Annotated in this window: 30 protein-coding genes; 15 read left to right on the forward strand and 15 right to left on the reverse strand. The window is 68.0% G+C overall.

Features of this window, described 5'->3' with window-relative positions:
- Positions 1 to 93 precede the first annotated feature (93 nt).
- Positions 94 to 1,134, reverse strand: a complete 1,041-nt coding sequence (locus tag AC2YHT_RS11240; RefSeq protein WP_487289756.1) for a glycoside hydrolase family 43 protein — start codon at positions 1,132 to 1,134, stop codon at positions 94 to 96.
- Positions 1,135 to 1,249: 115 nt separating this feature from the next.
- The gene (locus AC2YHT_RS11245) at positions 1,250 to 1,954 is read right to left on the reverse strand and encodes a hypothetical protein (RefSeq protein ID WP_487289757.1); all 705 of its coding nucleotides are present in this window, start codon (positions 1,952 to 1,954) and stop codon (positions 1,250 to 1,252) included.
- 57 nt (positions 1,955 to 2,011) lie between these two features.
- On the opposite strand from AC2YHT_RS11245, the gene AC2YHT_RS11250 reads away from it, so the two are divergent.
- Positions 2,012 to 3,976 (forward strand): acetyl/propionyl/methylcrotonyl-CoA carboxylase subunit alpha, encoded by a 1,965-nt coding sequence (locus AC2YHT_RS11250; RefSeq protein WP_487289758.1) that lies wholly within the window; start codon positions 2,012 to 2,014, stop codon positions 3,974 to 3,976.
- Positions 3,977 to 4,155: 179 nt separating this feature from the next.
- Positions 4,156 to 4,554, forward strand: coding sequence for a DUF1489 family protein (locus tag AC2YHT_RS11255; RefSeq protein WP_487289760.1), 399 nt, complete (start codon positions 4,156 to 4,158; stop codon positions 4,552 to 4,554).
- A 151-nt stretch (positions 4,555 to 4,705) separates the two neighbouring features.
- Here AC2YHT_RS11255 and AC2YHT_RS11260 read toward each other — a convergent pair whose 3' ends face one another.
- Genes AC2YHT_RS11260 through panC form a run of 3 tightly spaced genes read right to left on the reverse strand, consistent with a single transcriptional unit; the run spans position 4,706 to position 7,383 of the window.
- A complete protein-coding gene (locus tag AC2YHT_RS11260; protein WP_487289761.1) occupies positions 4,706 to 5,428 on the reverse strand; it encodes a hypothetical protein in 723 nt (240 codons plus the stop codon).
- Positions 5,429 to 5,474: 46 nt separating this feature from the next.
- On the reverse strand, positions 5,475 to 6,512 hold the full coding sequence (locus tag AC2YHT_RS11265) for a helix-turn-helix domain-containing protein (protein ID WP_487289762.1): 1,038 nt from the start codon (positions 6,510 to 6,512) through the stop codon (positions 5,475 to 5,477).
- A 22-nt stretch (positions 6,513 to 6,534) separates the two neighbouring features.
- Entirely contained in the window at positions 6,535 to 7,383 is an 849-nt protein-coding gene (panC, locus tag AC2YHT_RS11270) for a pantoate--beta-alanine ligase (protein WP_487289763.1), read from the reverse strand.
- A 200-nt stretch (positions 7,384 to 7,583) separates the two neighbouring features.
- Here panC and mipZ point away from each other — a divergent pair, with 200 nt between their 5' ends.
- Both mipZ and AC2YHT_RS11280 read left to right on the forward strand, forming a co-directional pair.
- Entirely contained in the window at positions 7,584 to 8,420 is an 837-nt protein-coding gene (mipZ, locus tag AC2YHT_RS11275) for a division plane-positioning ATPase MipZ (protein WP_110119014.1), read from the forward strand.
- A gap of 27 nt (positions 8,421 to 8,447) precedes the next feature.
- Entirely contained in the window at positions 8,448 to 8,879 is a 432-nt protein-coding gene (locus AC2YHT_RS11280) for a J domain-containing protein (RefSeq protein ID WP_487289764.1), read from the forward strand.
- Between the two features lie 232 nt (positions 8,880 to 9,111).
- Here AC2YHT_RS11280 and AC2YHT_RS11285 read toward each other — a convergent pair whose 3' ends face one another.
- Positions 9,112 to 10,422, reverse strand: coding sequence for a D-alanyl-D-alanine carboxypeptidase family protein (locus AC2YHT_RS11285; protein WP_110119016.1), 1,311 nt, complete (start codon positions 10,420 to 10,422; stop codon positions 9,112 to 9,114).
- A gap of 371 nt (positions 10,423 to 10,793) precedes the next feature.
- Between AC2YHT_RS11285 and AC2YHT_RS11290 the strand changes: the two genes are divergently transcribed.
- From AC2YHT_RS11290 to AC2YHT_RS11305, 4 genes are all read left to right on the forward strand, one after another.
- Positions 10,794 to 11,228 carry a phasin family protein gene (locus AC2YHT_RS11290; protein WP_487289765.1) on the forward strand — a complete coding sequence of 145 codons (435 nt, stop codon included), beginning with the start codon at positions 10,794 to 10,796 and terminating at the stop codon, positions 11,226 to 11,228.
- 185 nt (positions 11,229 to 11,413) lie between these two features.
- On the forward strand, positions 11,414 to 11,872 hold the full coding sequence (locus AC2YHT_RS11295; protein ID WP_487289766.1) for a RidA family protein: 459 nt from the start codon (positions 11,414 to 11,416) through the stop codon (positions 11,870 to 11,872).
- A complete protein-coding gene (locus AC2YHT_RS11300; protein ID WP_487289767.1) occupies positions 11,872 to 12,645 on the forward strand; it encodes a glycerophosphodiester phosphodiesterase in 774 nt (257 codons plus the stop codon). Before AC2YHT_RS11295 ends, AC2YHT_RS11300 begins: the two co-directional genes overlap by 1 nt.
- Positions 12,642 to 13,802, forward strand: coding sequence for a GNAT family N-acetyltransferase (locus tag AC2YHT_RS11305; protein WP_487289769.1), 1,161 nt, complete (start codon positions 12,642 to 12,644; stop codon positions 13,800 to 13,802). Before AC2YHT_RS11300 ends, AC2YHT_RS11305 begins: the two co-directional genes overlap by 4 nt.
- Before the next feature lie 182 nt (positions 13,803 to 13,984).
- Here AC2YHT_RS11305 and AC2YHT_RS11310 read toward each other — a convergent pair whose 3' ends face one another.
- Both AC2YHT_RS11310 and AC2YHT_RS11315 read right to left on the reverse strand, forming a co-directional pair.
- The gene (locus tag AC2YHT_RS11310) at positions 13,985 to 14,470 is read right to left on the reverse strand and encodes a pyridoxamine 5'-phosphate oxidase family protein (protein WP_487289771.1); all 486 of its coding nucleotides are present in this window, start codon (positions 14,468 to 14,470) and stop codon (positions 13,985 to 13,987) included.
- Positions 14,471 to 14,523: 53 nt separating this feature from the next.
- Entirely contained in the window at positions 14,524 to 15,114 is a 591-nt protein-coding gene (locus tag AC2YHT_RS11315) for a DUF4287 domain-containing protein (protein WP_487289772.1), read from the reverse strand.
- Positions 15,115 to 15,168: 54 nt separating this feature from the next.
- Here AC2YHT_RS11315 and AC2YHT_RS11320 point away from each other — a divergent pair, with 54 nt between their 5' ends.
- Genes AC2YHT_RS11320 through AC2YHT_RS11330 form a run of 3 tightly spaced genes read left to right on the forward strand, consistent with a single transcriptional unit; the run spans position 15,169 to position 16,246 of the window.
- Positions 15,169 to 15,600 carry an HIT family protein gene (locus AC2YHT_RS11320; protein WP_487289774.1) on the forward strand — a complete coding sequence of 144 codons (432 nt, stop codon included), beginning with the start codon at positions 15,169 to 15,171 and terminating at the stop codon, positions 15,598 to 15,600.
- Positions 15,601 to 15,653: 53 nt separating this feature from the next.
- Positions 15,654 to 15,959 (forward strand): hypothetical protein, encoded by a 306-nt coding sequence (locus tag AC2YHT_RS11325; RefSeq protein WP_487289775.1) that lies wholly within the window; start codon positions 15,654 to 15,656, stop codon positions 15,957 to 15,959.
- Positions 15,944 to 16,246, forward strand: coding sequence for a hypothetical protein (locus AC2YHT_RS11330; RefSeq protein WP_487289776.1), 303 nt, complete (start codon positions 15,944 to 15,946; stop codon positions 16,244 to 16,246). The genes AC2YHT_RS11325 and AC2YHT_RS11330 overlap by 16 nt, the downstream gene beginning before the upstream one ends.
- Before the next feature lie 18 nt (positions 16,247 to 16,264).
- Here AC2YHT_RS11330 and AC2YHT_RS11335 read toward each other — a convergent pair whose 3' ends face one another.
- On the reverse strand, positions 16,265 to 16,573 hold the full coding sequence (locus tag AC2YHT_RS11335) for a hypothetical protein (protein WP_487289777.1): 309 nt from the start codon (positions 16,571 to 16,573) through the stop codon (positions 16,265 to 16,267).
- Positions 16,574 to 16,695: 122 nt separating this feature from the next.
- Here AC2YHT_RS11335 and AC2YHT_RS11340 point away from each other — a divergent pair, with 122 nt between their 5' ends.
- On the forward strand, positions 16,696 to 17,133 hold the full coding sequence (locus AC2YHT_RS11340) for a BLUF domain-containing protein (RefSeq protein WP_487289778.1): 438 nt from the start codon (positions 16,696 to 16,698) through the stop codon (positions 17,131 to 17,133).
- Positions 17,134 to 17,187: 54 nt separating this feature from the next.
- Here the strand turns inward: AC2YHT_RS11340 and clpA are convergent, their stop codons facing one another.
- From clpA to AC2YHT_RS11365, 5 genes are all read right to left on the reverse strand, one after another.
- Positions 17,188 to 19,509 (reverse strand): ATP-dependent Clp protease ATP-binding subunit ClpA, encoded by a 2,322-nt coding sequence (gene clpA, locus AC2YHT_RS11345; RefSeq protein WP_487289780.1) that lies wholly within the window; start codon positions 19,507 to 19,509, stop codon positions 17,188 to 17,190.
- Between the two features lie 11 nt (positions 19,510 to 19,520).
- Positions 19,521 to 19,850, reverse strand: a complete 330-nt coding sequence (gene clpS, locus AC2YHT_RS11350) for an ATP-dependent Clp protease adapter ClpS (protein ID WP_101715544.1) — start codon at positions 19,848 to 19,850, stop codon at positions 19,521 to 19,523.
- 340 nt (positions 19,851 to 20,190) lie between these two features.
- A complete protein-coding gene (locus AC2YHT_RS11355; protein ID WP_487289782.1) occupies positions 20,191 to 20,985 on the reverse strand; it encodes a TrmH family RNA methyltransferase in 795 nt (264 codons plus the stop codon).
- 5 nt (positions 20,986 to 20,990) lie between these two features.
- The gene (locus tag AC2YHT_RS11360; protein ID WP_110119028.1) at positions 20,991 to 21,902 is read right to left on the reverse strand and encodes an RsmD family RNA methyltransferase; all 912 of its coding nucleotides are present in this window, start codon (positions 21,900 to 21,902) and stop codon (positions 20,991 to 20,993) included.
- 17 nt (positions 21,903 to 21,919) lie between these two features.
- Positions 21,920 to 22,279, reverse strand: a complete 360-nt coding sequence (locus AC2YHT_RS11365) for a hypothetical protein (protein ID WP_487289784.1) — start codon at positions 22,277 to 22,279, stop codon at positions 21,920 to 21,922.
- A gap of 134 nt (positions 22,280 to 22,413) precedes the next feature.
- Here AC2YHT_RS11365 and AC2YHT_RS11370 point away from each other — a divergent pair, with 134 nt between their 5' ends.
- A complete protein-coding gene (locus AC2YHT_RS11370; protein ID WP_487289786.1) occupies positions 22,414 to 22,596 on the forward strand; it encodes a helix-turn-helix domain-containing protein in 183 nt (60 codons plus the stop codon).
- Positions 22,597 to 23,985: 1,389 nt separating this feature from the next.
- Here the strand turns inward: AC2YHT_RS11370 and AC2YHT_RS11375 are convergent.
- Entirely contained in the window at positions 23,986 to 24,267 is a 282-nt protein-coding gene (locus AC2YHT_RS11375) for a helix-turn-helix domain-containing protein (protein ID WP_487289787.1), read from the reverse strand.
- A gap of 240 nt (positions 24,268 to 24,507) precedes the next feature.
- Between AC2YHT_RS11375 and AC2YHT_RS11380 the strand changes: the two genes are divergently transcribed.
- Positions 24,508 to 24,846, forward strand: a complete 339-nt coding sequence (locus AC2YHT_RS11380; protein ID WP_487289789.1) for a hypothetical protein — start codon at positions 24,508 to 24,510, stop codon at positions 24,844 to 24,846.
- A gap of 11 nt (positions 24,847 to 24,857) precedes the next feature.
- On the forward strand, positions 24,858 to 25,295 hold the full coding sequence (locus AC2YHT_RS11385; RefSeq protein WP_487289791.1) for a hypothetical protein: 438 nt from the start codon (positions 24,858 to 24,860) through the stop codon (positions 25,293 to 25,295).
- Positions 25,296 to 25,387: the final 92 nt, after the last annotated feature.

A 25,387-nucleotide genomic window follows, 5' to 3' on the forward strand; every position in this document is an offset into this window, starting at 1 on the left:
CCTGGGCGCTTGATCGACCCGCAGAGTCCAGTCCCCCTGGGTCCCGGATAACGGCTTCGCCGTTTCCGGGATGACGATGAGGGGGAAAGGGGCCTACCCCACGATTTCTCGCGCATCGCCATCCAAGTCGATCCGCTGCCTCACGATCTCCAGCCGATCCCCCGCGTCGCGCATTTCGTAGAGCTTGCCGCGGGCGTTCTTGAACGGCCGGTGGACGATCATCATCAGCTGGCCGTCGAAGCAGCGGAACGGCATGCCGTGGCCGCTGTCGTGGCGGACCAGCGGCGGCAGTTGCTCCCACGGCCCCTCGATCCTGCCCGTCGTCGACCGAGCCTGGGACTGGACGTAGCCGTTCCGGTCATAGCTGGACCACAGCATCAGCAACTGGCCGGTCTTGGTCGTGAAGAGCTGCGGGCCGTCGGTGACATAGGCCAGATCGCCTTCGGGCTGTCGCTTGCCGTCGGCCCAGGGCGCCTGGCTAGCGGTGAACAGTGTGATCGGCGGGCCGGCGGCGGCGAGGTCGTCGCTCAGGGGCAGGGCCTCGATGGCGCCGTCGCCGACCTGCAGCCATTCGCGCGAATAGACGTACCAGGGCTGTCCGTCCGGGGCGACGTAGAGCGTGCCGTCCAGGGTCATGAGGTCTTTGGGCGCGACCGGCTCACCGCCCCGCACGACCGTGAAGGGACCTTCGGGACGGTCGGCGACCGCCAGGATCGTGCCGCGCCGGTAGGGCCTGCGCTTGCCGACAGCCTGCAGGGCGGCGGCCTCGTCGTGGAAGGTGGTGAAGAGGAACCAGCGGCCCTTCCAGAAGTGGACTTCCGGCGCCCAGGCGCCGCCCTTGAACCAGGCGTCGGTCGGGGCCGTGAACACCGTCTTCGGCTTCTCCCAGTCCAGCAGGTCGCGGCTGACATACATCATCGTGCCCAGGCCCGGCGTTCCGCTGAGGCGAGGGATGTTCGACGTGTAGAGCCGGTAGAGCCCGGCCTGCTGGTCGGCGACCATGAACGGGTCGTGCAGCGGCATGTTCGGCAGGCGCAGCATCGGCGCGGGGGTGGCTTCCGCCTGGGCCGCCGGCGCGATGGCCAGGGCGGCGGCGCCGAGGGCCAGGGCCCGGCGCGAACGATCGACGGGCATCAGGGCTCCTGCGCGAATTCACTGGCGGGGTGATCTAGGGGGATGTCCGCCCCCATCGCAATGCTCCCAACCCCATTCGGGAGCCTTCTCAAGGAAAGCCCCCGAACCTTGGCCTTCAGAAGGACGCGGTCAGACCCAGACCATAGTAGTCCTTACCGCCGAAGCCTTTGATCGTGACGCGGTCGGTCAGGCGCGCTCCGATCAGGCCATACGGCGCCACTTCGTCACTGACCCGCACGCCGGCGCCGAACTCCAGCTTCGAGGTCACCTGATAGGCGCCTTCGAGCTTGCCGTAAGGCTTGATCTCGGGGCTGCAGCGATCCTTGTCGGCGAAGTAACCGGTCTGGCGATCCCGGCAGATCGTATTGCCGTTGTTGAGGGTCTCGCTGCGGTAGCGACTGTCGTCGTCCTGATAGATCAGTCCGCCGACGATCGGAGTCAGCCGGAATTTGTTCTTGGTCCAGTTATAGCCGACCCCCAATTCGGCGCCCGTGAGATCGTCGGCCTTGGCGCCGTTCAGTTCGACCATCCATGCGCCGGCTTGAGCCGAAGACGCGACGAAGCAAGCCGCCGCCAGGGCGGCGACGGCTACGATGAACTTCAAGAGTACCCCCATTTCGAGCCCGAAGATCGGGCCGGCGGCGTGTAGCCGGGGATTGTGGATTCGTCGAGCGATCTCGCTTGGGAGGAGTGGCGGCGTCGTTCGGTTCCGGCGGCGCTTTGCAACGGCGAGGGCAGGGGGCAAGCTGGCGGGGAACGCAGGGCCTTCGGCAAAGGTCGTGCTGGTGTGGCGGCCTTTTCGGGCATAAACGTCGGCCAACAACGAAACATGCGATGGAGGCTCTCCGCAAAGAGCCTCGTCCCGAGGAGGAATGCGTTGATCGAGTCGGTCCTGATCGCCAATCGCGGCGAGATCGCGCGCCGGATCATCCGCACCGCGCGCGAGATGGGCGTGCGCACCATCGCCGTCCACTCGGAGGCCGACACCCACGCCCCGTTCGTGATGGAGGCCGACATGGCCATCCTGATCGGCGGCTCGCCCGCTCGCGAAAGCTATCTCGTCCCCGAGAAGATCCTGGCCGCCGCCCGCCAGACCGGCGCCGAGGCGATCCATCCCGGTTACGGCTTCCTGTCCGAGAACGCCGACTTCGCCCAGGCGGTGATCGACGCGGGCCTGGTGTGGATCGGCCCGCCGCCGTCGGCCATCCGCGCCATGGGCCTGAAGGACGCCGCCAAGAAGCTCATGATCCAAGCTGGCGTGCCGACCACGCCCGGCTATCTGGGCGACGACCAGAGCGAGGCGCGCCTTTCGAAGGAAGCGGCCGCCATCGGTTTCCCCGTGCTGATCAAGGCCGTGGCCGGCGGCGGCGGCAAGGGCATGCGCAAGGTCGATCGCGCCGAGGACTTCGCCGAGGCCCTGGGTTCGTGCCGCCGCGAGGCCGCCGCCAGCTTCGGTGACGACCGCGTGCTGCTGGAGAAATACGTCACCCGACCGCGCCACATCGAGGTGCAGGTGTTCGGCGACCAGTTCGGTGACGTGGTGCACCTGTTCGAGCGCGACTGCTCGCTGCAGCGCCGCCACCAGAAGGTCATCGAGGAGGCTCCGGCCCCCGGCATGGACGAGGAGACCCGCGAGGCCGTGTGCGGCGCGGCGGTGCTGGCGGCCAAGGCCGTCGGCTATGTCGGCGCCGGCACGGTGGAGTTCATCGCCGACGCCAGCGAGGGCCTGCGCGCCGATCGCATCTGGTTCATGGAGATGAACACCCGCCTGCAGGTGGAGCATCCTGTCACCGAGATGGTCACCGGCCAGGACCTGGTCGAATGGCAGCTTTTGGTCGCTTCCGGCGAGCCGCTGCCTCTGGCCCAGGACGAGATCGAGCTGCAGGGCTGGGCCATGGAGGCCCGCCTCTACGCCGAGAACCCGGCCACCGGCTTCCTGCCCTCGACCGGGCCGCTGAAGCACTTCCGCCTGCCCGAAGGCGACGTGCGCGTCGACAGCGCGGTGGAGGAGGGCGGCGAGGTCACGGCCTTCTACGATCCGATGATCGCCAAGCTGATCGCCCACGGCGTCGATCGCCAGGACGCCGCCCATCGCCTGGCCGAGGCCTGCAAGCTGGTCGAGGTCTATCCCGTGAAAACCAACGCCGCCTTCCTGGCCGCCTGCGCCAGCCATCCCGACTTCGTCGAGGGCGCGATCGACACCGGCTTCATCGCCGCGCGACTGGAGGAACTCACCGAGCGGACGTTCAGCGACGCCCCGACCCTGGCCGCGATCGGCCAGCGGCTCGAAGGTTTCATGGCCGCCGACCAGCCCAAGGCCGATCCCTGGGCCAGCGCGCCGTCACGCCTGCAGGGCTTCCGGATGAACGCCCCGCGCGCGGCCATGGCCCTGCCGCTGACCGTGGACGGGGCCAAGGTTCCGCTGCGGGTCGGCCTGGTTGCGGGCGCGGGCGACGACTGGTCGTGGGACATCACCGTCGAGGACGGCCGGGCGCTGGACGACGTCGACGTGCTGCCCGGCGTCTACGGCCGCGATCCGCTCTATGTGTTCGAGGGCGGCGACGTGCGCGAGTTCGACTTCGCGCCGAAGGTCGGCGGCGGCGCCCATGGCGCAGCCTCGGATGGGGCGATCCTCTCGCCGATGCCGGGCAAGGTGGTGTCGGTGGCGGTCGCGGCCGGCCAGTCCGTGACCAAGGGCCAGACCCTGATGGTGCTCGAGGCCATGAAGATGGAGCACGCCTTGGCCGCGCCGTTCGACGGCGTGGTGGGCGAGCTTTCGGCCGTGGCCGGCGGCCAGGTGGCCGAGGGCGTGGTGCTGGCGCGGCTGGAGGCGTCGGCCTGACCGGCTCTCAAACTCCGTAAAATCCCCGCGAAAGCGGGGACCCAGGCTTTTTCTGAAAGGCTTGGCGCTCGACGATAAAACACCTGGGTCCCCGCTTTCGCGGGGATTTTACGGGTGTGGAGCGGAGGGCGTCCGAGGCTTCCGCTTGCGCCGCGACCGCGACGCGCTACATCGGCCTCATGGCTCTGCACATGATCAAGCTGGTCGTCGGCTGCGACACCATCGACGACCTTCTCGCCTGGCACGAGGAAGGTCATCCGTGGGTGATGCACACCCGGATGACGCCCAAGCGCATCGACGAGATCCTCGACGGCGGCTCGCTCTATCGGGTGTTCAAGGGCCAGGTGCTGTGCCGCCAGACCATCCTGGCCATCGATACCGTGGGCGAGGGCCAGGCGGCGCGTTGCGAAGTGACGGTGGATCCTAACATCGTCCGCGTCGCGCCCCAGCCGCGTCGGGCCTTCCAGGGCTGGCGCTATCTCAAGCCGGAAGACGCCCCGCCGGACCTGACCGAGGGCGAGGCCGCCGACATGCCGCCGGAACTGGCGCGGCAGCTGCGCGAACTCGGCGCCTGGTGAGCGCTTAGCGTCTCGTCAACCCAAGGGTGCGACGCTCGGTCCTCGGTCTTGTGAGGAGAGCGAAGATGCGGCTGGCTTACGTGGCGCTCGGCATGGGTCTGCTGTTCCTGGCGATGGTGATCGCCGTCGGGGTCGCCCTGGCGGTGAAGGTCTAGCCGGGCCAGGGCAGCCCCCGGCCCAAGGTCAGCACGAACGCCGCGAAGACGAGGATCGCGGCGACGATCAGCGAGCGGTCTCGGGCGAGACCCCGGGACGCGGCGTTCCCACCGATCCAGATCAACGGCGCCGAGGCCAGGCCGATCTCCAGGCCCGCGTCACGCAGGCCCGGACCAAGGTCGCGCGTGCTCGCCAGGGCGGCCAGCAGGGCCGCGAGCGTCGCCGCCAGCCAGGCCGTCCTGGCCGTTCCGTCGCCGAGCATCGAACGGGCCAGGCGCAGCGTCACGACATAGAGGCCGATCCCCATCGTCGCCGCCAGAACGCGCACCGCGACAGGAACCGCCCCCAAGGCGCCAGCGAGGCCGAAATAGAGGTCGCCGTCCCGCAGAACCATGGCCTTGAGCGCGTAGCCGCCCTCCCAGAACCAGCTGAACGCGCCGACCAGGGCCAGCAGCAGCCGTGGAGCGGGCGTGCGGACACGGCTCGCCGCCGACCAGGCCAGGGCCCCGACGACGAGGTTGGCGACCGGTCCCGCCGCGTCGACCAGGGGGGAGGGTCGTGCGCATCGGAAGATCGCCGAGCTCAGATGCTCGACCGCCGCGCCCGAGGCCAGGCAGGCGCCGGCGTGGCCGAGGGCCTCGTGGCTGAAGGTGGTCGCGCACATGGCCAGCACGGCGGCGGCGCAGAGGGTCGGCTTGTCGATCGGGGCGGTGGTCATCGTCGGCTCCGGTGGAAGAGGCGGCGATGAAGGGGGTGGTCGGCGGCTATGGCTCGTCGGATTTCGAAATCCGATCGGCCGCCGCCTTGCGATAGGCGCCGGGCGTCACGCCGGCCTGCGCCTTGAAGGCGCGGTTGAACGGGGCCAGCGAGCCGAAGCCGGCGTCCAAGGCGATGGTCAGGATCGGAACCTGCGTCTGGCCTGGATCGGCCAGGGCGGCCTTGGCCTCGGCCAGACGGTAACCGTTGACGAAGGCCTGGAAGTTGGCGTGGCCGAGCCGCTGGTTGATCAGCCGGCGCAGGCGGTAGTCGGGCACGGACAGCCGCGCGGCCAGCTTGGCCACCGTGAGGCGCTCGTCGCGATGCGGGCGCTCCTCGTCCATCACCCGGCGCAACCGGCCCAGCAGGGCGTCCTCGGCGGCGTCGGGCAGGGGCGGGGCGGTGGGCGGCCTGGAGGGCTCGCTCTCGGGCGCGAGGCGCAGCAGGCCCGCCGCCACGATCAGGCTGGCGGCCAGCAAGGTGATCGCGCCGAAGAGGTTGCCGAGGCCGGGGGCGTCGGGCCGCGCGCCGCCGAGGTCGGGGACGGCGCTGGCCAGGATGTAGGCCGCGCAGGCCAGGACGACGAACACCCGCAGCCGGCGGCGGCGCTCCATCAGGTCGTCGCGCCAGGTGCGCACGGTCTGGATCAGGGCGAGGGCGGCGAAGGCCGGCGCCTGGACAGTCAGCAGCGGGCCGAGGACCTGGGAGCCCGCGCCCAGCTGGTTGGCGACCTGCAGCAGCACGATCAGACCCCATACGGCGCCGTGCCATGGGCGGGGGGCGAACCCGTCGTCGAAGGTCCGCCGCGCCAGCAACCAGAACAGCAGGGTGTTGCCGGTCGTCACGGCGATGACGGGGATGGCGATCCGGGGATCGAGCGCCGAGAAGCCCGGCGCGGTCCGCCAGACGTGCACGATGACGCCGCAGGCGAAGGCGGCGCTGAGGCGGGCGAGGTCAGACCCTCTGCGGTCGCGCAGCAGGACAAGGGCGATCAACGCCAGGAGCGCCGAGCCGCCGCCGCGCAGGACGAAGTCGAGGAGCAGCATGGCTGGAGCTCCCCGGCGGCGGCTAGGCGGCCATGTTGTCGATCAGGCGGGTTTTGCCAAGCCAGGCGGCGGCCAGCAGGCGGGCCTTTGCGCCGTTAAGGGCGTCCGGACCCAGGCGCGACAGGTCGTCGGCGTCGCGGAAGTCGAAATAGTCGATCTGGCGGAAACCGGCGGCGGCCAGGGCGGCCTTGCCGGCGGCCTCGGCGGCCTCGACCCGCTCACCGGCCTGGACGGCGGCGATGGCGGCCTTCATGGCGTTCGGCAGGGCGACGGCCGCGGCGCGTTCCTCGGGCGACAGGTAGGCGTTGCGCGAGGAGAGGGCCAGGCCGTCCTCGGCGCGGGCCGTGGGGGCGCCGACGATCTCGACGGGCAGGTCGAGGTCGCGGGTGACGCGGCGGATGACCTGGAGCTGCTGGTAGTCCTTCTCGCCGAAGACGGCGATGTCCGGTTCCGCCTGGATCAGCAGCTTGGTGACCACGGTGGCGACGCCGCCGAAGAACTGCGGGCGGGCGGCGCCTTCCAGCGGCTCGGACACGCCGGTCAGGTTGATGCTGGTCGCGAAGCCTTCCGGGTACATCTCGGCCCCGCCCGGCGCGAACAGCAGGTCGCAGCCGACGGTTTCCAGGAGCTCGGCGTCGCGGGCCTCGCCGCGCGGATAGGCGTCGAAGTCCTCGTGCGGGGCGAACTGCTTGGGATTGACGAAGACGCTGGCCACGGTGCGCTGGACCTTGGTCTGCGCCAGACGGATCAGCGACAGGTGGCCTTCGTGCAGCGCGCCCATGGTCGGGATCAGGCCCACCTGCTCGCCGGCGGCCTTCCAGGCGCGGACTTGCTGGCGCAGTTCGGCGACGGTGCGGACGATGCGGGTCATGGCGGAACTCTGCTGCAACGCAAAAACAAGCGTTCGGACGGGGCGGCTTATGGCCGATCTGGGACAGTCGGTCCACCTGCGACGCGGAGTCTGTGGACGCCGGGCGCCACAAGATTGACGCTGATGGCGTGCAGGGCGCTTCATGCGCGTTAAGATTTTGGTTAGATTCGCCGAGTCGGGCGGAACGAAGGATGAAGCCAATGGCCGAAACGCGCGTGATCGTCGTCGGCAACGAAAAGGGCGGCGCCGGCAAGTCGACCATCGCCATGCACCTGATGACGTCGCTGCTGTACGGCGGCGCCCGGGTCGCGATCATGGACCTGGACCTGCGCCAGTGCACCAGCATGCGGTTCTGCGAGAACCGCGTGGCCTGGCTGGCCGGCAACGACATCAAGCTGCCGATGCCGCAGACCTTCCGTCTCAGCGACAACGACATCGCCCTGGCCGCGGCCTCGGAGGCCGAACAGGTCGCCGCGTTCGAGAAGGCGTTCCTGGCCGCGCGCGAGGTCGCCGACTTCGTGCTGATCGACACCCCCGGCGGCGACACCCAGATCACCCGCATGGCCCATGGCCTGGCCGACCTGATCGTCACCCCGATGAACGACAGCTTCGTCGATTTCGACATGCTGGGTCACGTCGATCCGGTGACCATGGAGCTGCAGAAGCCCAGCCTCTATTCCCAGACGGTGTGGGAGGCCCGTAAGGCCCGCGCCATGGCCGGCCAGCGCCAGCCGCTGGACTGGGTGGTGCTGCGCAACCGCCTGGCCACCACCGAGGCCCGTAACCGCAAGCGCCTGGAAGACCGCCTGACGGCCCTGGCCAAGCGGGTCGGCTTCCGCATGGGCCCCGGCCTGCGCGATCGCGTGATCTATCGCGAGCTGTTCCCGTTCGGCCTGACCATCGCCGACCTGTCGACCCAGGTGCGTCCGGTGCCGGTGTCGCTGCAGCACCTGGCCGCGCGTCAGGAACTGCGGGCGCTGATGCACTCGCTTGGCCTGGCGGCGTTCTCGGGCGAAACTCTGCTCGCCGCCCAATAAGTCATTGGGGCGGCGGCGGGACCGCTGATGCTCTTCTATCTGATCCTCGGCGGCGTGGTCGTCGCCTGGCTGCTGTGGGGCAAGCGCAAGCCGCTGCTGGCCGGCGAGGGCTGGCGCGTCGGCGCGGGCGTGGCCTCGGCCGCGGCCTTCGCCGCGGCGGCCTATGCCGGCGTGCGCAGCCAGTGGCCGGCGACCCTGGCGCTGTGCGTGCTGGGCCTGTGGTGCGCCACTTCGGCCCGCCAGCGTCCGGTGATCCGCAAGGTGGCCGAGCCGGGCAAGGCGCAGCTGTCGGCCAGCGAGGCGCGCTCGATCCTGGGCGTCGACGCCCAGGCCGGCGCCGAAGAAATCCAGGCCGCCTACGCCCGGCTGATCCGCCTGGCCCATCCCGACAAGGGCGGCACGGCGGGGCTGGCGGCGCAGCTCAACGCGGCGCGGGATCGGCTGCTCAAGGGGCGGTGAGGGGCTTTGGCGCCAGGACCTCTGCGCACCCATCACCGTTCAATCCCCGCGAAGGCGGGGATCCAAGCTGACTTTCAGGATGAAGCGCGCTCGGCGACAGACCCGCTGACTCTGCTTGGGTCCCCGCCTTCGCGGGGATGCTCGGAGGAGGGGGCGACCCGTTCAAGCGCAATGAAAAAGCCGGCAACCGTGAGGCTGCCGGCTTTTCGAATTGAGCTCAAAGAGCCGGCGATCAGCGCGGAGCGATGACCATGCAGGGCTGGCGCTTGGCGGTGATGGCCGAGCAGGCTGCGCGGGCGGCCTCGGCGGTCATGCCCTGGAACTGGGCGCGGAAGGCCCCGCCGGCGGCGCCGACCACGGCGCCTTCGGCGTCGGCCACGGCCTTGGCGAAGCGGTCGCGCACCAAGCCCAGCTGCTTGTTGGCCAGGCTCTTGGACTGGAAGGCGCCGACCTGGACGCTCCACTCGCCCTTGACCTTCTTCGGCGCCGGCTTGGCGGCGTCCTTGGCGGCCTTGAGGGTGGGGGAGACCTTCACCGGGACGGGCTTGGGGTTGTCGGTCAGGACGATCTTCAGGCCGGCCTGGTCGCCGTCGCCCTCTTCCGAGGAGGGGCGCATGATCGGGCCGGTCGGCTCGTCTTCATAGAGGTTGGCGGCGATGGTGGTGCGCTCGCCGTGCGAGCGGCGCTTGAGCACGTCGAAGCCCGTGGTCAGCAGGTCTTCCATGTTGTTGTCGCGCCAGGCGGTCGAGGAGCCGCCCAGGACCACGGCGATCAGGCGGCGGCCGTCGCGCACGGCCGAGCCGGCGAGATTGTAACCGGACGCATTGGTGTAGCCGGTCTTCAGGCCGTCGAAGCCGTCCATGCTGTTGAGCAGGCGGTTGTGGCCGCGCACATAGTTGCCGCGGAACTCGAAGCCCTTGAGGCTGAAGTAGGAATAGTACTGCGGGAAGTCGCGCATGGTGGCGCGCGACAGGATGGCCAGGTCGCGGGCGGTGCTGATCTGGCGGCTGTCGGGCAAGCCCGAGGCGTTGACGAAGCGGCTGTTGCGCATGCCCAGTTCCTGACCGCGCAGGGTCATCAGGGCGGCGAAGCGGCTTTCGCTGCCGGCCAGCTTCTCGGCCATGGCGGTGGCGATGTCGTTGGCCGACTTCACGGCCATGGCGCGAATCGCCTCGTCGACGCTGAGGCTGTCGCCGGGGCGCAGGCCCATCTTGGTCGGAGCCTGGGCGGCGGCGCGCGGCGAGATCGGCACGCGGTCGGTCAGCTTCAGGCGGCCTTCGCTGAGCGCCTCGAAGGTGAGGTACAGCGTCATCACCTTGGTGACCGACGCCGGATAGCGGGGGCTGTCGGCGCGCTTGTCGTAAAGGACTTCGCCCGAATTGGCGTCGATCACGATGGCCGCGTACTTGGGTTCCGCGGCGTTGAGCTGCAGGTACGGGATCTGGGCCGAAGCGACGGTGGGAGCAGCGACGCCGACCAGCGCGGCCGCGGCGAAGCCGACGGCGACGAGGAGGCTACGGGCGGAGTTAAGCTTGGCGAACATGCGACAAACGTCCGTCATTTGAACTGAGCGGTTCCGCACCGCCACACGCGTGAACCTAGCATGCGCGTTGTCGCCTTACGCCAAAGTAAACAACTGGTGAGCGATTTCGCCGCAGAATGAGATAAAACTTGGGCGTTGCGGCAACGCTTCGCCTCTGTTGGTTCATCGCTGCGTCGCGTTCGCGCCATGCGGGAACTCAGCGCACGGAGCAGCTTCACCCTAGGTTATGGTGCGCTGCACAAAAACGTTTGACTGCTGCACTGCAACATGAGAAAACCATGTCGTCCCAACGCATGGGGCAGGGCTGCGGAACGTCTCATTCCTCCCGTCGCTCGAACCCGTGCCCCGCCACCTGCCCAGGAGCCTTCCCCATGGCCGTCACCGAGACCCTGAAGAGCACCGTCGAGCAATACACCTCCGCCGGCAACCAAGCGTTCAAGGACGGCGTCGACAAGTCGCTCGCCGCCCTGGCCGAGGCCAACACCCATTCGAAGAAGAACCTCGAAGCCGTCGTCGCCTCGGTGACCGCCGCGACCAAGGGCGCCGAAGCCCTGGGCGCCGAAGCCTTCGCCTACTCGAAGAAGGCCGCCGAGGATCAAGTCGCCGCCGCCAAGGCCCTGGCTTCGGCCAAGAGCGTGCAGGAAGCCGTCGAGCTGCAGACCGCCTGGGCCAAGTCGGCCCTGGAAGCCTACATCGCCCAGGTCAGCAAGGCCTCGGAGATCGTCTCGGCCTCGATCAAGGACTCGGTGAAGCCGCTGAACGAGCGCGTCACCGCCACGGTCGAGAAGTTCCAGGCCGCTCGCTAACCAAACCCAATTCGGAACGGCCACGCTTGCGGGCCGTTTCGCAGATCTACCCAGCCTTTCGGCCCGGACCTCGCGTCCGGGCCTTTTTTCTTGCGCCCTTTGGCCCGGACGGTGCGTCCGGGCCTTTTTTCTTGTGCGAAGGCTGCCCCTTGCTAAGCATGCGCACTCGGTAAGGGAGCGTTTGAATGTCGAAGGTGGAAGAGCGTCTGGCGGGTCTCGGGATCACGCTGCCGGAACCGGTGGCGCCGGTGGCCAACTACGTGCCGTTCGTGCGGTCGGGCAATCTCGTCCACATCTCCGGCCAGATCTCGCTCGACGCTTCGGGCGGCATTAAGGGCACGGTCGGGGTCGACGTCGACCTGGAGACCGCCCAGAAGGCCGCCCGCCTTTGCGGGATCAACCTGCTGGCCCAGATCAAGGCCGCGACCGGCGACCTCGACAAGGTGGCCCGCATCGTCAAGCTGGGCGGCTTCGTGCAGGCCGGCCCGGACTTCATCGACATTCCCAAGGTGATCAACGGCGCCTCGGACCTGATGGTCGAGGTGTTCGGCGACGCCGGCCGTCACGCCCGCTCGGCCGTCGGCGTCTACAAGCTGCCGCTGGGCTTCGCCGTCGAGGTCGACGCCGTGGTGGAGGTCTTCTGATGCGCGCCCGTTCGCGTCCCGGGACCGAGGTGTTCGGCGAGGCGTGGGAGCGCCTGTTCGATCCGCCCGTGGCCCATCGCGGACTGTGGACGCCTGGCGGCGCGCCGGAGAACTCCCTGGCCGCCTTCCAGGCCGCCTGCGCCAAGGACTACGCCATCGAGCTGGACGTGCAGTTGACGGCCGACGGACAGGCGGTGGTCTTCCACGACGATCGCCTGGAGCGGCTGACCGGCGCCGAGGGCCGCCTGCGCGACCACACCGCCGCCGAGCTGGGGGCGCTGAAGCTGTCGGGCACCGACGAGACCATCCCGACCCTGGCCGACGCCCTGGCGGTGATCGGCCACCGGGCCATGGTCTATATCGAGCTGAAGACCCCGTTCGGCGAAGTGGGGGAACTGGAAAAGAAGGTCTCCGAGATCCTGATCGATCACAACGGTCCGATCGCGGTGATCGGCTTCAATCCCTATTCGCATGCCTGGTTCGCCGACCATCATCCGCAGATCCTGCGGGGTCTGGATTCCTACGGCTGGAACGACGACAACGCCCGCAAGCTGGCGCCGGAGCTGCGCAAGTCGCTGGCGGCGCTGGAGCAGGTGGAGCTGGCGCGGCCCGATTTCCTGGCCCTGGGCCTCGACATGCTGCCGAGCGCGCGCGCCGACGTGTTCCGGGGCAAGGGCATGCCGATCATCGCCTGGACGGTGCGCTCCCAGGAACAGTGGGACGCCGTCTCCGACCATTGCGACAACCTGATCTTCGAGGGCTTCACGGCGTGAGTTCGCTTAAGGCGGAGGTGCGCATCCACCGCCGCATCGCCGATATCGGCAAGGAAGCCTGGGACGCCTGCGCCGGTCCGTCCGGCGACCCCTTCGTCAGCTTTGACTTCCTCGACATCCTCGAAGAGAGCGGCTGCGCCAGCGACCGCACCGGCTGGGCGCCGCATCACGTCAGCGTCGCCGACGTGGATGGCGCCATCGGCGGGGTGATGCCGCTCTATCTGAAGAACCACAGCCAGGGCGAATACGTCTTCGACCACGTCTGGGCCGACGCCTACGAGCGGGCGGGAGGCGACTACTATCCCAAGCTCCAGTGCTCGGCGCCGTTCTCGCCGGTGACCGGGCCGCGGCTGATCGCGCGGCCCGACGTCGATCCCGACGAGGCGCGCTCGGCCCTGCTGGGCGGGGCGCTGACCCTGTGCGACCGCCTGAAGGCCTCGTCGCTGCACGTGACCTTCCCGACGGCCGACGAGTGGGACTGGATGGGCGATCGCGGCCTGCTGCGCCGGCAGGACCAGCAGTATCATTGGGAAAACGCCGGCTACGCGACCTTTGACGACTTCCTTGCGGCCCTGTCGTCCAATCGCCGCAAGACCATCCGCCGCGAGCGGCGCGACGCCCAGGACGGGCTGGAGATCGTGGCCCTGTCCGGCGACGCGCTGAAGGCGGAGCACTGGGACGCCTTCTTCGGCTTCTACATGGACACCGGCGCCCGCAAGTGGGGGCGGCCCTATCTGAACCGGCGGTTCTTTTCGCTGCTGCACGAGCGGCTGGCCGACAAGGTGCTGCTGATCCTGGCGCGACGGCCGGGCGGGCCGTGGCTCGCCGGGGCCCTGAACCTGATCGGCCGCGACTGCCTCTATGGCCGCCACTGGGGCTGCACCGAGGACGTGCCGTTCCTGCATTTCGAGCTCTGCTACTACCAGGCCATCGAGCACGCGATCCGGCTGGGCCTGCCGCGCGTCGAGGCCGGCGCCCAGGGGCAGCACAAGATCGCCCGCGGCTATCTGCCCAGCGCCGTCTACTCGGCGCACTGGATCGCCGACCCGGCCCTGCGCGAGCCGGTGGCGCGCTATCTGGAGCGCGAGCGCGAGGCGGTGGCGCAGGAGATCGAGGCGCTCACCGAGGAATATTCGCCGTTCCGCGAGGCGCGCTGAAGCGCTCGGCGGATCGGCTTTCAGAAGCTAGAGCCCATTTCCACCGAGCATCCCCGCGAAGGCGGGGATCCAAGCCGAGCCGACGGATGACCTGCTGCCGCGCCTCCTCCGGAACGTCAGTTTGGATCCCCGCCTTCGCGGGGAAAGACGGATGGGGGGCGGGCAATTGACGTCGATCCGGACTAGTGCAGCACGACCTCGGCGACCTTGTCGCGGTAGTCGCGCTTGGGATCGCGGCCGAGCATCAGGCGCATGCCGGCGAACAGGCTGTTCTCGTTCAGCCAAATGCGGGCGTGTTCGGGCTCGAAGCGCAGCAGCCGCAGCTTCGGGTCGTCCATGCCGTCGAACCAGGCGGCGATGAACGGGTTCCAGAGGCGCTCGACGGTGGTGAAGTCGGTGTCGATGCGCAGATGGCCGTCGATCTGGGCGAAGAGATCGTGGCCCTTGGACGAGAAGTGCATCACCGCGTCGCGCTCGTGGGGCAGGGCGGCGACGAGGTCGCTGTCGGCCGAGGTGAAGATCCACATCGGTCCGCTGTGATCGCCGTCCATCAGGACGGTCATCGGCTGGCTGTGGCCGCCCTCGACGTCGGGCAGTCCCAGCATCACGGTGCGGTCGTTCTTGAGGGCTCTCCAGAACTTGGCGGTGAGATCGGCTTCCTTGGACATGGCTCTTGTCCTCCCGCCGTCAAAAACGTGGCTGTGGCCTCCCGCGTTCCCGTTCAGGAGCGGTCCCAGGCCGCTTTCAGCAGGGCCGCGACCTCGTCGTCGACCTCGGCCGGGGAGGCGAGGGCCAGCTTGGCCTTCAGCCGCTCGGACCAGCTCTCGTTCTTCGGCTCGGCCAGGCGAGGGGAGGCGTCTGGCGTCAGGGCCAGGCCCAGGGAGACGGTTCCGCCCTTCACCGGCTTGGCGGCGGCGAACTGCACCTTGGCGGACCAGGCGGTGAAGCTCTTGCGCTGACCGCTGACGAGGCCTGGGAAGTCGGCCACGGCCGCCTCGATCGCCTCCAGGATCGCCGTCGAGGCCGGGTCGGTCCACAGCGCTGCGCGCAGGCCGCTCGCGTCGTCCCAGCCCAGTTCCGACGGGAAGGCCTCGCCCAGGATGTGGGCGCAGCGATTGACGCCCAGGCCGTAATTGGCCTTCAGCCAGTCGACGCGGGCCTTGGGTCTGGTCTCCTTGCAGTCGCGGCGAACGATCTCGACCCACTCTGCGAGGGTCTTGCCGGTGTCGCGCTCAAGGCTGGCCTGCACCGAGGCGAACCACTTCTTCTGGCGGTCGGTCAGGCCCTGGCCTGCCTCGTCGGTCTTGCCCACGCTTGCGCCCCCCTCGTGGTTTGCTAGGACCTGTCCCACGCAATGGAGACGGTCATGAGCCTTCACGGAACCTACGACCCGGACAACATCTTCGCCAAGATCGTTCGCGGCGAGATCCCGAGCGTGAAGGTGTTCGAGGACGACGAGGTCCTGGCCTTCATGGACGCCTTCCCGCAGTCGCCGGGCCACCTGCTGGTGATCTCCAAGACCTCGAAGGCGCGCAACGTGCTGGAGGCCGAGCCCAAGACCCTGGGGCGGCTGATCGGCGCGGTGCAGAAGGCGACCCGGGCGGTGACGCAGGCCCTGGAGCCCGACGGCGTCGTCGTCACCCAGTTCAACGGCGCCCCGGCCGGCCAGACGGTGTTCCACCTGCACTTCCATGTCATCCCCCGCTACGAGGGCCAGGCGCTGGGCCGTCACGGCGAAGGCATGGCCGACGCCGAAGAGCTGAAGGCATTGGCCGCGAAGATCGCCGCGGCGCTCTGAAGCCTGAAGTTGCGAGCCCGCGCGAACGCCTGCATAGGAGGCGCGGGGGCTCTATGAAACTTCATCCGATCACCTGGATCCTGCTGGGGGCGGCCGGTTTGCAACTGGTCGTGCTGGCCGGTTATTTCGTTGGTGTCGCCTACGCGGCCGGCGAGGCGACGCGCATGCCGTCGATCGGTCCGGCCGATATCGGTTTCCTGCAGGCCTGGCTTGCCCGGTGGCTGGGCGATGGATTGCTGCGGCTGGGCGCGATCGTCGCCAGCGTCGCGGGCGCGGCCTGGGTCGAGTTCCTTGCCCGAACCTATCATCAGTTGCGGGCCCTGGGCGCGCAGGGAGAGACGACGTGTCCGACGCTCTGAACGCTCCGGCCGACCGCGTGGCGGGTTTCTTCGGTCGCCTGCATCCGGTGACCCGCATTGTCGCCGCCGCGGCGATCGTCAGCCTGTCCGGCGACATCGTGCAACTGATCGGCGTGATCTCGGCGCTTCAGCAGGGCTCGGCCCTGGCGCCGCTCAGCCAGTCGATCTCGACCTTCCTGAATAGCCTCGGCTACTCGATCGGCTTCATCGGCGGCGCGGCGAGCGTGGAGTACCTGTTCCGCATCTGGCGCGAAGTGAAGGCCATCCGCGAGCGTGGCCAGGGCTGAGCCCCTAAGGCTGACTGGCTAGGGCAGCAGCTTGATCAGGGCGGTGGAGATCGACACCAGCACGGCCATGCCGCCCAGCAGGGCCCAGCCCTGAAGGCGAATCTTCTCGCTGAGGTCGGCGCGGATGCGGGCCTCGGTGAGGGCGATGTCGCTTTTCAGCTCGGCCTTCACGGCCTGCAGCTCCGAGCGCGTCGCCAATTCGGAGATGTCGGGAAGCATCGTCGTCTGCTGGATCAGTTCCACGATCGCCTCGGCCGTACCTTCAGCGACCCCTGCTTCGCGCAGGCGCTTCGAGGCGCTCAGGGTGTCGAAGGGGACGGTGCTCATGTCCTCACGCTACGCGTTTGTTCCCGTTTTGTCTACAGCCGGCGCGTGAGCCGAATGAACCTTTTAACGGTTCCGCGTCTTAACCCTCCGGCCTGAGCTTCAGTAGCGGCCGAGGACCGTGAATGACCGATATCCTGGCCCGGCGCGGCCTCTATCGCCTGGTCTATGCGAGCCGGGCCGCCCATCCCGAACAGTTGGACGAAACCCTGCGCGCCGTGGTCGCCAGGTCGATCCAGAACAACCGCGTCGACGACATCACCGGCTTTCTGGCGGCCGGGGAGGGACGGTTCCTGCAGGTGCTGGAGGGGCCGGGCCAGACCGTCGCCGAGGCCTTCGCGCGCATCGGCCGCGACCCGCGCCACGACGAGATCGTGCTGATCGCCGACGGCCCGGCCGAGCGGCGGTTGTTCCGCGACTGGAACATGGGCCAGCGGCGGCTGGAGGCGGAGGACGCCTCGGCCCTGTCCGAGGTGGGGCTGGAGCACTTCACGCCCGCCGGCCTCGACGAGGAGCGGGCCTTGCGGCTGCTCACCACGCTGGGCGCGCGCCACCTCAGATAAAGAAAAAGGCCCGGATCGCTCCGGGCCTTTTCCGTATTCAAGCGACGCCTGACCTTATTCGGCCAGCGCCGGCTCCTCGGCGTCGTCCGACTTGCCGGACTTGCCTTCCGAGGCGCTTTCGATCTCGAAGCCGATCTTGCCGTTCTCGAGCACCACCTTGACGTGGCCCCCGCGGATCAGGCGGCCGAACAGGATGTCGTCGGCCAGCGGCTTCTTGATGTGCTCCTGGATGACCCGGGCCAGCGGACGAGCGCCGTAGAGCTCGTCGAAGCCGTTCTTGGCCAGCCAGTCGGCGGCGTCGTCGGAGAGCTCGATCGTGATGTTGCGGTCGGCCAGTTGCGCCTCCAGCTGCATCACGAACTTCTGCACGACCTGGCGGATGATCTCCGGCGTCAGCGGCTTGAAGGCCACCGTCGCGTCCAGGCGGTTGCGGAACTCCGGCGTGAACAGGCGCTTGAGGGCGGCCTCTTCCTCGCCTTCGACCTTGGAGCGGCCGAAACCGATCGACTGCCGCTGGGCGTCGGAGGCGCCCGCGTTGGTGGTCATGATCAGGACCACGTTGCGGAAGTCGACCTTCTTGCCGTTGGAGTCGGTCAGGGTGCCGTGGTCCATGACCTGCAGCAGGATGTTGTAGATGTCGCTATGGGCCTTCTCGATCTCGTCGAGCAGGACGACCGCGTGCGGGTGCTGATCGACGGCGTCGGTCAGCTGGCCGCCCTGGTCGTAGCCGACATAGCCGGGAGGGGCGCCGATCAGGCGGCTCACGGTATGGCGCTCCATGTACTCCGACATGTCGAAGCGGATCATCTCGATGCCGAGCGTCAAGGCCAGCTGCTTGGCGGCTTCGGTCTTGCCGACGCCGGTGGGGCCGCTGAACAGATAGGAGCCGATCGGCTTGTTCGGATCGCGCAGGCCCGCTCGCGCCAGCTTCATGGCCGAGGACAGCTGCAGGATAGCCTCGTCCTGGCCGAACACGGCGCGCTTCAGGTCGGCCTCGAGTTCCTTGAGGGCCTCGGTGTCCGACTTGCTGACCGACTTCGGCGGGATGCGGGCGATCTTGGCCACGACGGCCTCGATCTCCTTGACGCCGATCATCTTCTTGCGACGGCTTTCCGGCAGCAGCATCTGGCCCGCGCCCGCCTCGTCGATCACGTCGATCGCCTTGTCGGGCAGCTTGCGGTCGGTGATGTACTTGGCCGACAGCTCCACCGCGACCTTCAGGGCCTCGGCGGTGTACTTCAGCTTGTGGAAGTCCTCGTAGTAGGTCTTCAGGCCCTTGAGGATCTTGATGGTGTCTTCCACCGTCGGCTCGTTGACGTCGATCTTCTGGAAGCGACGGACCAGGGCCCGATCCTTCTCGAAGTGCTGACGGAACTCCTTGTAGGTGGTCGAGCCCATGCAGCGCAGGGTGCCCGAGGCCAGGGCCGGCTTCAGCAGGTTGGAGGCGTCCATGGCCCCGCCGCTGGTGGCGCCGGCGCCGATGACGGTGTGGATCTCGTCGATGAACAGCACCGCGTTGGGGTGGTTCTCGAGTTCCTTGACCACCTGCTTGACGCGTTCCTCGAAGTCGCCGCGATAGCGGGTGCCGGCCAGCAGCGCGCCCATGTCGAGCGAGTAGATGGTGGCTTCCGCCAGGACTTCGGGGACCTGGTGGGTGATGATCTTGCGCGCCAGGCCTTCGGCGATGGCGGTCTTGCCGACCCCGGGGTCGCCGACGAGCAGCGGGTTGTTCTTGGTGCGGCGGCACAGGATCTGGATCGCGCGTTCCACTTCGTTCGCGCGGCCGATCAGCGGGTCGACCTTGCCCTGACGGGCCTTTTCGTTGAGGTCGACGCAATAGGCCTCAAGGGCCTCGCCGCCGGTCTTGGTGTTGGGCTTTTCCTGGTCTTCCTCGACCGCGGTCGCGCCCTTGGCGGCCTTGGGCTCGGAAGCGCCGGCCTTCTTGGCGATGCCGTGGGCGATGAAGTTCACCGCGTCGTACCGCGTCATGTCCTGCTCCTGCAGGAAGTAGGCGGCGTGGCTCTCGCGTTCGGAGAAGATGGCGACCAGGACGTTGGCCCCGGTGACTTCCTCGCGGCCGGACGACTGGACGTGGATGACGGCGCGCTGAATGACGCGCTGGAAGCCCGCCGTGGGCTTGGCGTCTTCTTCGTCGTCGACCACCAGGGACGAGAGCTCGACGTCGAGATAATTGACCAGGCTCTTCTTGAGAGCGGTCAGGTCCACGTCGCAGGCTCGCATGACCCCAGCCGCGTCGTCATCGTCGGTGAGCGACAGCAGCAGGTGTTCGAGCGTGGCGTATTCGTGCTTTCGCTGGTTGGCGTAAGCCACCGCGCGGTGGAGGGATTCTTCGAGAGGACGCGAAAAAGAGGGCAAGGGGAGGCTCCTCAATCCTTTTCCATGGTGCACTGCAGCGGGTGCTGATGTCTGCGGGCTGAGTCGATCACTTGGGCGACCTTGGTCTCGGCGACTTCGTAAGTGAAAACGCCGCAGACCCCGACACCGTTCTGGTGAACGTGCAACATAATCCTAGTCGCGTCTTCGCGCGACTTGTTGAAGAACCGTTCGAGCACGTAAACGACGAACTCCATAGGGGTGTAGTCGTCGTTAAGGATCAGTACGCGATACAGCGAGGGCTTCTGCGTCTTCGGCTTCACTTCCGTGACGACCGAAGAGCCCGCGCCGTTATTTTGTCCGCCTTGCTTTCGCTCGGCCATCGACCGCTTTCTCCCGGCGGGCAAATCACCCGCCTTCATGAATTAGATATGGAAAAGCGGCGGCTTTGGAAGAGGCCGCCGCCCGACTGCGCCGCTTTAACACAGGGGCGCCGTCGAAATCGGCTTCACGTTTGGGAGAGCGGCGAAGGTGGCCCGAGCGTTCCCGCGGCGAGGCGGGGAAATGGTGTGCGGCGTGGTGTCGCGCAAGGGGGAGTGTCCGCTTCGCGGCCCCCTCAGTCGGCTTCGCCGACAGCTCCCCCAGAGGGGGAGCATTTGCGCGGCGTAGATCCTCCCCCTCTGGGGGAGGTGGCCCGGAGGGCCGGAGGGGGCCGCGAAGCGGCTAGCCCGTCACCGTGTAGATCATGATCCCGGTGGCCACCGACAGGTTCAGGCTGTCGGCGCGGCCGCGCATGGGGATCTTGACGTTGACGTCGCAGGCGGCGGCGAGTTCGGGCGGCAGGCCCTGCTGCTCGTTGCCCATCAAGATCAGCGACGGCTTCACGTAGTCGGCGCTCTTGTGGTCGACGGTGGCGGTCAGCAGGGTGCCGACCACGCTGCCGGGCCAGTCCTCGCGCCAGGCCAGGAACTCCTGCACGCTGGCCTTGGCGATCTTGACGGCGAAGACCGAGCCCATGGTCGCCCGCACGCCTTCGACCGAATAGGGGTCGACGCAGTCGCCCACCAGGATCACCCCGCCGGCGCCGGCCGCGTCGGCCGTGCGGATGATGGTGCCGAGGTTGCCCGGATCGCGGACGGCCTGCAGGGCCACCCAGCAGTCGGCGCTTTGCGGCACGATGGCCGACAGCGGCGTGTAGACTTGGCGGAACACCCCGACGACCGCTTGCGGGTTGTCGCGGCGGGAGACCTTCTCGAGGATCTCGCGGTTGACCTCGATGACTTCGCCGCCGGCGGCGGCGCAGGCCTTGGCGGCCTTCTGCAGCATCGGGTGGTCTGCCGCGTCGGGGCCGTACATCAGGATCTTCGGCGCGTGGCCGCAGTCGATCGCCTCGATGACGATCTTCAGGCCCTCGGCCAGGAACAGGCCGCTGTCCTCGCGCTCCTTGCGCATGTGCAGGGCGCGGACGGCCTTGACCGTGGCGTTGGTCAGGGAGGTGACGGTCTTGACGGTGCTCATGTCGCTCAGGCCTCCGACGACCAGCGGGCGAAGAAGGACAGGCCGATCTGGCGGTCGCCCTTGTCTTCCACGAGGGACAGCTCGCCCCAGTCGATGACGCCGGCTCGGCCTTCCAGCGCCTGGGCCAGCAGGCCCGACATCGCCGCGCCCGAGACGCGGGCGGCATAGGCGTTCATCAGCAGGAAGTCGGCGTCTTCGGCCAGCAGCTGGGCGCAGTCGGCGGTCAGGGCCGGCAGGTCCTCGAACAGGCGCCAGACCTCGCCGTCGGGGCCGCGGCCGAACTTCGGCGGGTCCAGGATGATGCCGTCATAGACGTTGCCGCGGCGCACCTCGCGGGCGACGAAGCGGCGGGCGTCCTCGACGATCCAGCGGATCGGCTTTTCGGCGAGGCCGGCGAAGGCGGCGTTCTCGCGCGCGAAGCCGACCGACTTCTTGGAGGCGTCGACGTGGGTGACGTGGGCGCCGGCGGCGGCGCAGACCAGGCTGGCCACGCCGGTATAGCCAAACAGGTTGAGGATCCGGGGCTGGCGGCCGCGGGCCTTGACGAAGGCGCGCACGCGCTCGTCCTGCCAGGCCCAGTTGGCGGCCTGCTCGGGGAAGAAGGCCAGGTGGCGGAACGGCGTGAACTGGCCGTGGAACTTCGCCTCGCCCCAGGCCAGGTCGAACTTCTCGATCGGCTTGCCGTGAAAGCGCCAGCGGCCGGCCTCGTCCTCGTCGGACGGGTCGAACACGGCGTCGGCCTCGTCCCAGGCCTGGGCGGGCAGGCGCGGCTCCCAGAAGCACTGCGGCTCGGGGCGGACGACGGTGTAGCGGCCGTAGCGCTCCAGCTTCTTGCCGCGCCCGCTGTCGAGCAGGGCGTAGTCGGCCCAGCCGGCGGTGCGCATGACGATGGGAGAGGCGGCGATGGTCGGGTGCATGGCCACGCCATACGCGCTCAGCCCAAGCGTCGTCCAGCCCGAGGCGCATGCGGGGTCTTGTCCCAGTGGTGCGGACGCAGGACGAACTGGACCAGCGCGTGGCAGCCGGCCCAGCCTTGGGCCAGCCAGATCAGGGGCAGGCCCAGCAGGTCGAGCCACTTGGCCCGGCCGCCCGCGCGGCGGCGACCGACGACCGCGGCGATGGCCGAAGCGCCCCACGCATAGAAGAAGAGCACCAGGCCCGCGCCGTCGATCGCGGCCTGGCCGTCGGGCAGCAGGTCAAGCGCGAGCATCAGGATCGCGCCGGCGAAGATCGGCGCGTGCAGGTGCGTCGAGGCCAGCGATAAAACGAGCGTGAGGAACAGCGCCAGGGCCACGCGCGGCCGGCGAACGGCGGGACCGCGCAGATGAACCGCCAGGGTCTGGAGGTGTCCCTTGATCCAGCGGGCAGGTTGCGTTCCCCTTTCCGCATTTGCCAGGACCCGTACATCTGCGGTCGGTCCGGCCCGACATGGTGCGCTGGCACGATGGAAGCCCTGGCGCGCTGCTGCGGCGCTGGCGCAAGGCGCAGGGGTTGAGCCAGGCAGCGCTCGGGGCGCGCCTCGGCGTGTCCGGAACGGCCGTCTACGAGTGGGAGACGGGCAGGATCAGCGTTCCGGCTCGCGTGAAGCTCTATTTGGCGGCCCATGTGTAGTGGTTCTGTCACCAAGCTGGGCTGTGTCGCTGGGGTCCCCTAGTCGGTACGAGGTCAATACCTCGAATACGTCGTTGACCGAGTTGATGCCGGTCTGGGCAGCGCGTCCCCGCATAAAGGCTATCGCTCGTTCGAGACGGTCGAGGAGGTCTGTCACAGCTACAGGGCCGCCTCCTTCATGCTCTGAGCGAGCTCTGGAAATCAGGAGGAGAAGTCCAGCAGGGACGTCAAGGGAGCGGCCATAGGCTTCGAGTTGATCGTACTGGATCTTCGCCTTTCCGCTCTCGATTTTCGAGATGCTCCCTCGGCTAAAGCCTTGGGTCTGAAGGCGTCGCGTGGGCCAACATTTCGTGAGAATTTCAGCGAAGACGGTCTGGTTGACGCCCTTTGCGGTCGCCTCCTGCTTCCCGAATGTCCTTCGACAGGCCCCTAGGACGAAGCGGAGAGAATCTGGCGCAACTTTTTCGTCTTCTGGCTTCGGCACGAAAACGTCTTCGTCGGTGCGAACCGCGTGGCGCAGGCCCTTGTCCGATCGGGGAGTAGGCAATTGTCAGTCCGCTTAGGTTGAGTTCGGTAGTACGCAGAATTGCCGCTTGGAGCGCAAGCGTCATCTGGACATGTTAACGAATTTCAGCGATATGTAGCGGAGCCATCAAAAGGGCGAGCTATCTGTGGGCATGAACGCAGATAAGGCCGCCCCAGTTGGGGCGGCCTTCTGTTGGTTGGCTTTACGAGAGCCGACCAACGTAACGCAGGCCTTCTCGCTGTCCGTGGCTTGATTCAGGACAAGGAGAGGCGAAATGACCTACGTCATTACGATCGCCGTGGTTGGATGGTTTGGGGCTATGTTCGCCCCCGCCTTCAACCGCGACTAAACCCATTAGCGCCACCTACAAAGTGGACTGATGCGGGGCGCCCGCTAGGACGGCCGACAAAGCTGCTCCTGGCGGGCGCAACTTTATCGACAAGGGTAAACCTAATCTCCGTTTTTTGAGATGTCTACCCTCTGCAACGCGCCGAGGCATCGTCGATGATTCCTACCATTGCGATCTTATAAACCACATCTAGTGGTTTGTGTGAAGGTACATGCCCTACATTTAGAATATACACCTAAGCGTGTAGCTCATTTGCCTGCTATCCACAGCTTTTCGGTGTGAAAATAAAGTGGCATAATGCCGCGAATCAGACATGGCGGCCGTGGTCGCGTGCTTCGATAAGCCATCCAAAGTTCTGGTCCCGAGCTTTGGGGTGGGTAATCGGTTCTGGTTCAGCCGAGTATCTAGGGCACCCCCGATCATATGTGAGCCGTTGCGTGATAAGCGTTGCTGCGGCACGAGGGCCTCGGTGTCTGAAATGCTAGACGGAACGCAGTCGCGCCGTAAGAGCAGATCAGAACTCCGGAAGCTCGGAGATCGCGGGCAGCACGGCGTCAAGGAGCGCATGCGGATCGATGCCGATCGCGCGGGCCAGCACCACGAACTCCACGATGTCCAGGCGGCGCTCCAGCAGCTCGATCTTGTTCACGAACGACACCGGCTTCCCGAGCCGGCGCGCGACCTCGCGCTGCGACAGTCCGGCGGCTTCGCGGGCGGCCTTGATCTGGCCAATAGCCCGCCGGTAATCGGGTGAACCTACCCATGGCCGCTGCATACAGATAACGCCGCTTTCCAAGCTAAGCGGTCTTTGGTACTGGTGCGCCTGTGATGTCCCCATTATGGGGACGGTTAGCTATGCTCTTCTGAGCTATGGGGTGGGCCAATGCAAAGTCGGAATGCCGCGTATGCGGCGAGTATTCTCTTGTCCTGTGCGACGGCGCTGGCCGGCTGCGCGTCAATCGCGCCGGGCACTGCCGGCGCGCCGCGCCTTGCGGGCTCTCCGCCGCCTGCGGCCGCCGCGCCAGCCTGGACGCCCGTGATCGACCATAAGGGCGTGAACCAGGCGGCGTACGAAAAGGACTACGCGGCCTGCACGGCGATCGCCGAAGCGGACCCGTCCACGCATGGGCGCGCCGAGGCCAAGAAGAAGGCCATGAAGTGGGGGCTCGGCGGCGCGGCGCTCGTGGGCGTCGCCACCGTGATGACGGGCGGCGCGGCGCTTGCGGTGCTGCCGGCGATGGCCGCCCCGGCCGCCATGACGGCCGGCACCGCAGCGGCGGCCGGCGGGTTGAGCGCCAAGGCCGTGGCGGACGCCAAGTACCGGACCATGGTCGGGACCTGCCTCGAAGGGCGCGGGTACCGCGTCCTCAACTGACGGAGACGCTGATGCGCACACATCTCGTTCCGCTCGCGGGCATGGGAATAGCCGTGTTGCTGGCGAGCGCATGCAGCCCGGCACAGCCTGCGGCGCCCGCGCTCGACCGGACGGCGCTCGCGGCGCAGATGCTCCCCCTGCTGCGCCAGAAGCAGTTCGTCGACTACATCGGGGATCGCGGCCTGTGCGCGGCGCACTTCGATCTCCTCCGCGCGACCGTCACCGGCGAGATGCTGGAAGGCCGAACCGGCCGGGTGGAGGCGCAGGTGTTGCTCCAGGCGCGGAAGGCTACCCACGCGGAGGCGTCCGCGAGCACGGGCTGCTATGGCGCGCCTCCGGGAGGCTGGGCGGCGGGCCAGCGCGCAACCGCCGTCGTTGTGGCCGACGTGGAGCAGTGGAACGGGGTGTGGCGGATCGTCTCGATGCCCGTGGCGCGGCCGGTGCAGTAGGGCCGCGCTTGGCGGCAGCGCACAATCTTCAGCCGCCACGCGCCTGCCATCGCTTGCCGCGCGCTGCTTTAGGGGCGCATCGTATGTAGGGA

The organism is Caulobacter sp. SRI_008, assembly GCF_057586355.1.

Bases quoted from the DNA above. Each gene is read 5' to 3' on its own strand.
- AC2YHT_RS11240 (WP_487289756.1), bottom strand. From the start codon at position 1,134: ATGCCCGTCGATCGTTCGCGCCGGGCCCTGGCCCTCGGCGCCGCCGCC.
- AC2YHT_RS11255 (WP_487289760.1), top strand. From the start codon at position 4,156: ATGGCTCTGCACATGATCAAGCTGGTCGTCGGCTGCGACACCATCGAC.
- AC2YHT_RS11260 (WP_487289761.1), bottom strand. From the start codon at position 5,428: ATGACCACCGCCCCGATCGACAAGCCGACCCTCTGCGCCGCCGCCGTG.
- AC2YHT_RS11265 (WP_487289762.1), bottom strand. From the start codon at position 6,512: ATGCTGCTCCTCGACTTCGTCCTGCGCGGCGGCGGCTCGGCGCTCCTG.
- panC (WP_487289763.1), bottom strand. From the start codon at position 7,383: ATGACCCGCATCGTCCGCACCGTCGCCGAACTGCGCCAGCAAGTCCGC.
- mipZ (WP_110119014.1), top strand. From the start codon at position 7,584: ATGGCCGAAACGCGCGTGATCGTCGTCGGCAACGAAAAGGGCGGCGCC.
- AC2YHT_RS11280 (WP_487289764.1), top strand. From the start codon at position 8,448: ATGCTCTTCTATCTGATCCTCGGCGGCGTGGTCGTCGCCTGGCTGCTG.
- AC2YHT_RS11285 (WP_110119016.1), bottom strand. From the start codon at position 10,422: ATGTTCGCCAAGCTTAACTCCGCCCGTAGCCTCCTCGTCGCCGTCGGC.
- AC2YHT_RS11290 (WP_487289765.1), top strand. From the start codon at position 10,794: ATGGCCGTCACCGAGACCCTGAAGAGCACCGTCGAGCAATACACCTCC.
- AC2YHT_RS11295 (WP_487289766.1), top strand. From the start codon at position 11,414: ATGTCGAAGGTGGAAGAGCGTCTGGCGGGTCTCGGGATCACGCTGCCG.
- AC2YHT_RS11300 (WP_487289767.1), top strand. From the start codon at position 11,872: ATGCGCGCCCGTTCGCGTCCCGGGACCGAGGTGTTCGGCGAGGCGTGG.
- AC2YHT_RS11310 (WP_487289771.1), bottom strand. From the start codon at position 14,470: ATGTCCAAGGAAGCCGATCTCACCGCCAAGTTCTGGAGAGCCCTCAAG.
- AC2YHT_RS11320 (WP_487289774.1), top strand. From the start codon at position 15,169: ATGAGCCTTCACGGAACCTACGACCCGGACAACATCTTCGCCAAGATC.
- AC2YHT_RS11325 (WP_487289775.1), top strand. From the start codon at position 15,654: ATGAAACTTCATCCGATCACCTGGATCCTGCTGGGGGCGGCCGGTTTG.
- AC2YHT_RS11335 (WP_487289777.1), bottom strand. From the start codon at position 16,573: ATGAGCACCGTCCCCTTCGACACCCTGAGCGCCTCGAAGCGCCTGCGC.
- AC2YHT_RS11340 (WP_487289778.1), top strand. From the start codon at position 16,696: ATGACCGATATCCTGGCCCGGCGCGGCCTCTATCGCCTGGTCTATGCG.
- clpS (WP_101715544.1), bottom strand. From the start codon at position 19,850: ATGGCCGAGCGAAAGCAAGGCGGACAAAATAACGGCGCGGGCTCTTCG.
- AC2YHT_RS11355 (WP_487289782.1), bottom strand. From the start codon at position 20,985: ATGAGCACCGTCAAGACCGTCACCTCCCTGACCAACGCCACGGTCAAG.
- AC2YHT_RS11360 (WP_110119028.1), bottom strand. From the start codon at position 21,902: ATGCACCCGACCATCGCCGCCTCTCCCATCGTCATGCGCACCGCCGGC.
- AC2YHT_RS11370 (WP_487289786.1), top strand. From the start codon at position 22,414: ATGGTGCGCTGGCACGATGGAAGCCCTGGCGCGCTGCTGCGGCGCTGG.
- AC2YHT_RS11385 (WP_487289791.1), top strand. From the start codon at position 24,858: ATGCGCACACATCTCGTTCCGCTCGCGGGCATGGGAATAGCCGTGTTG.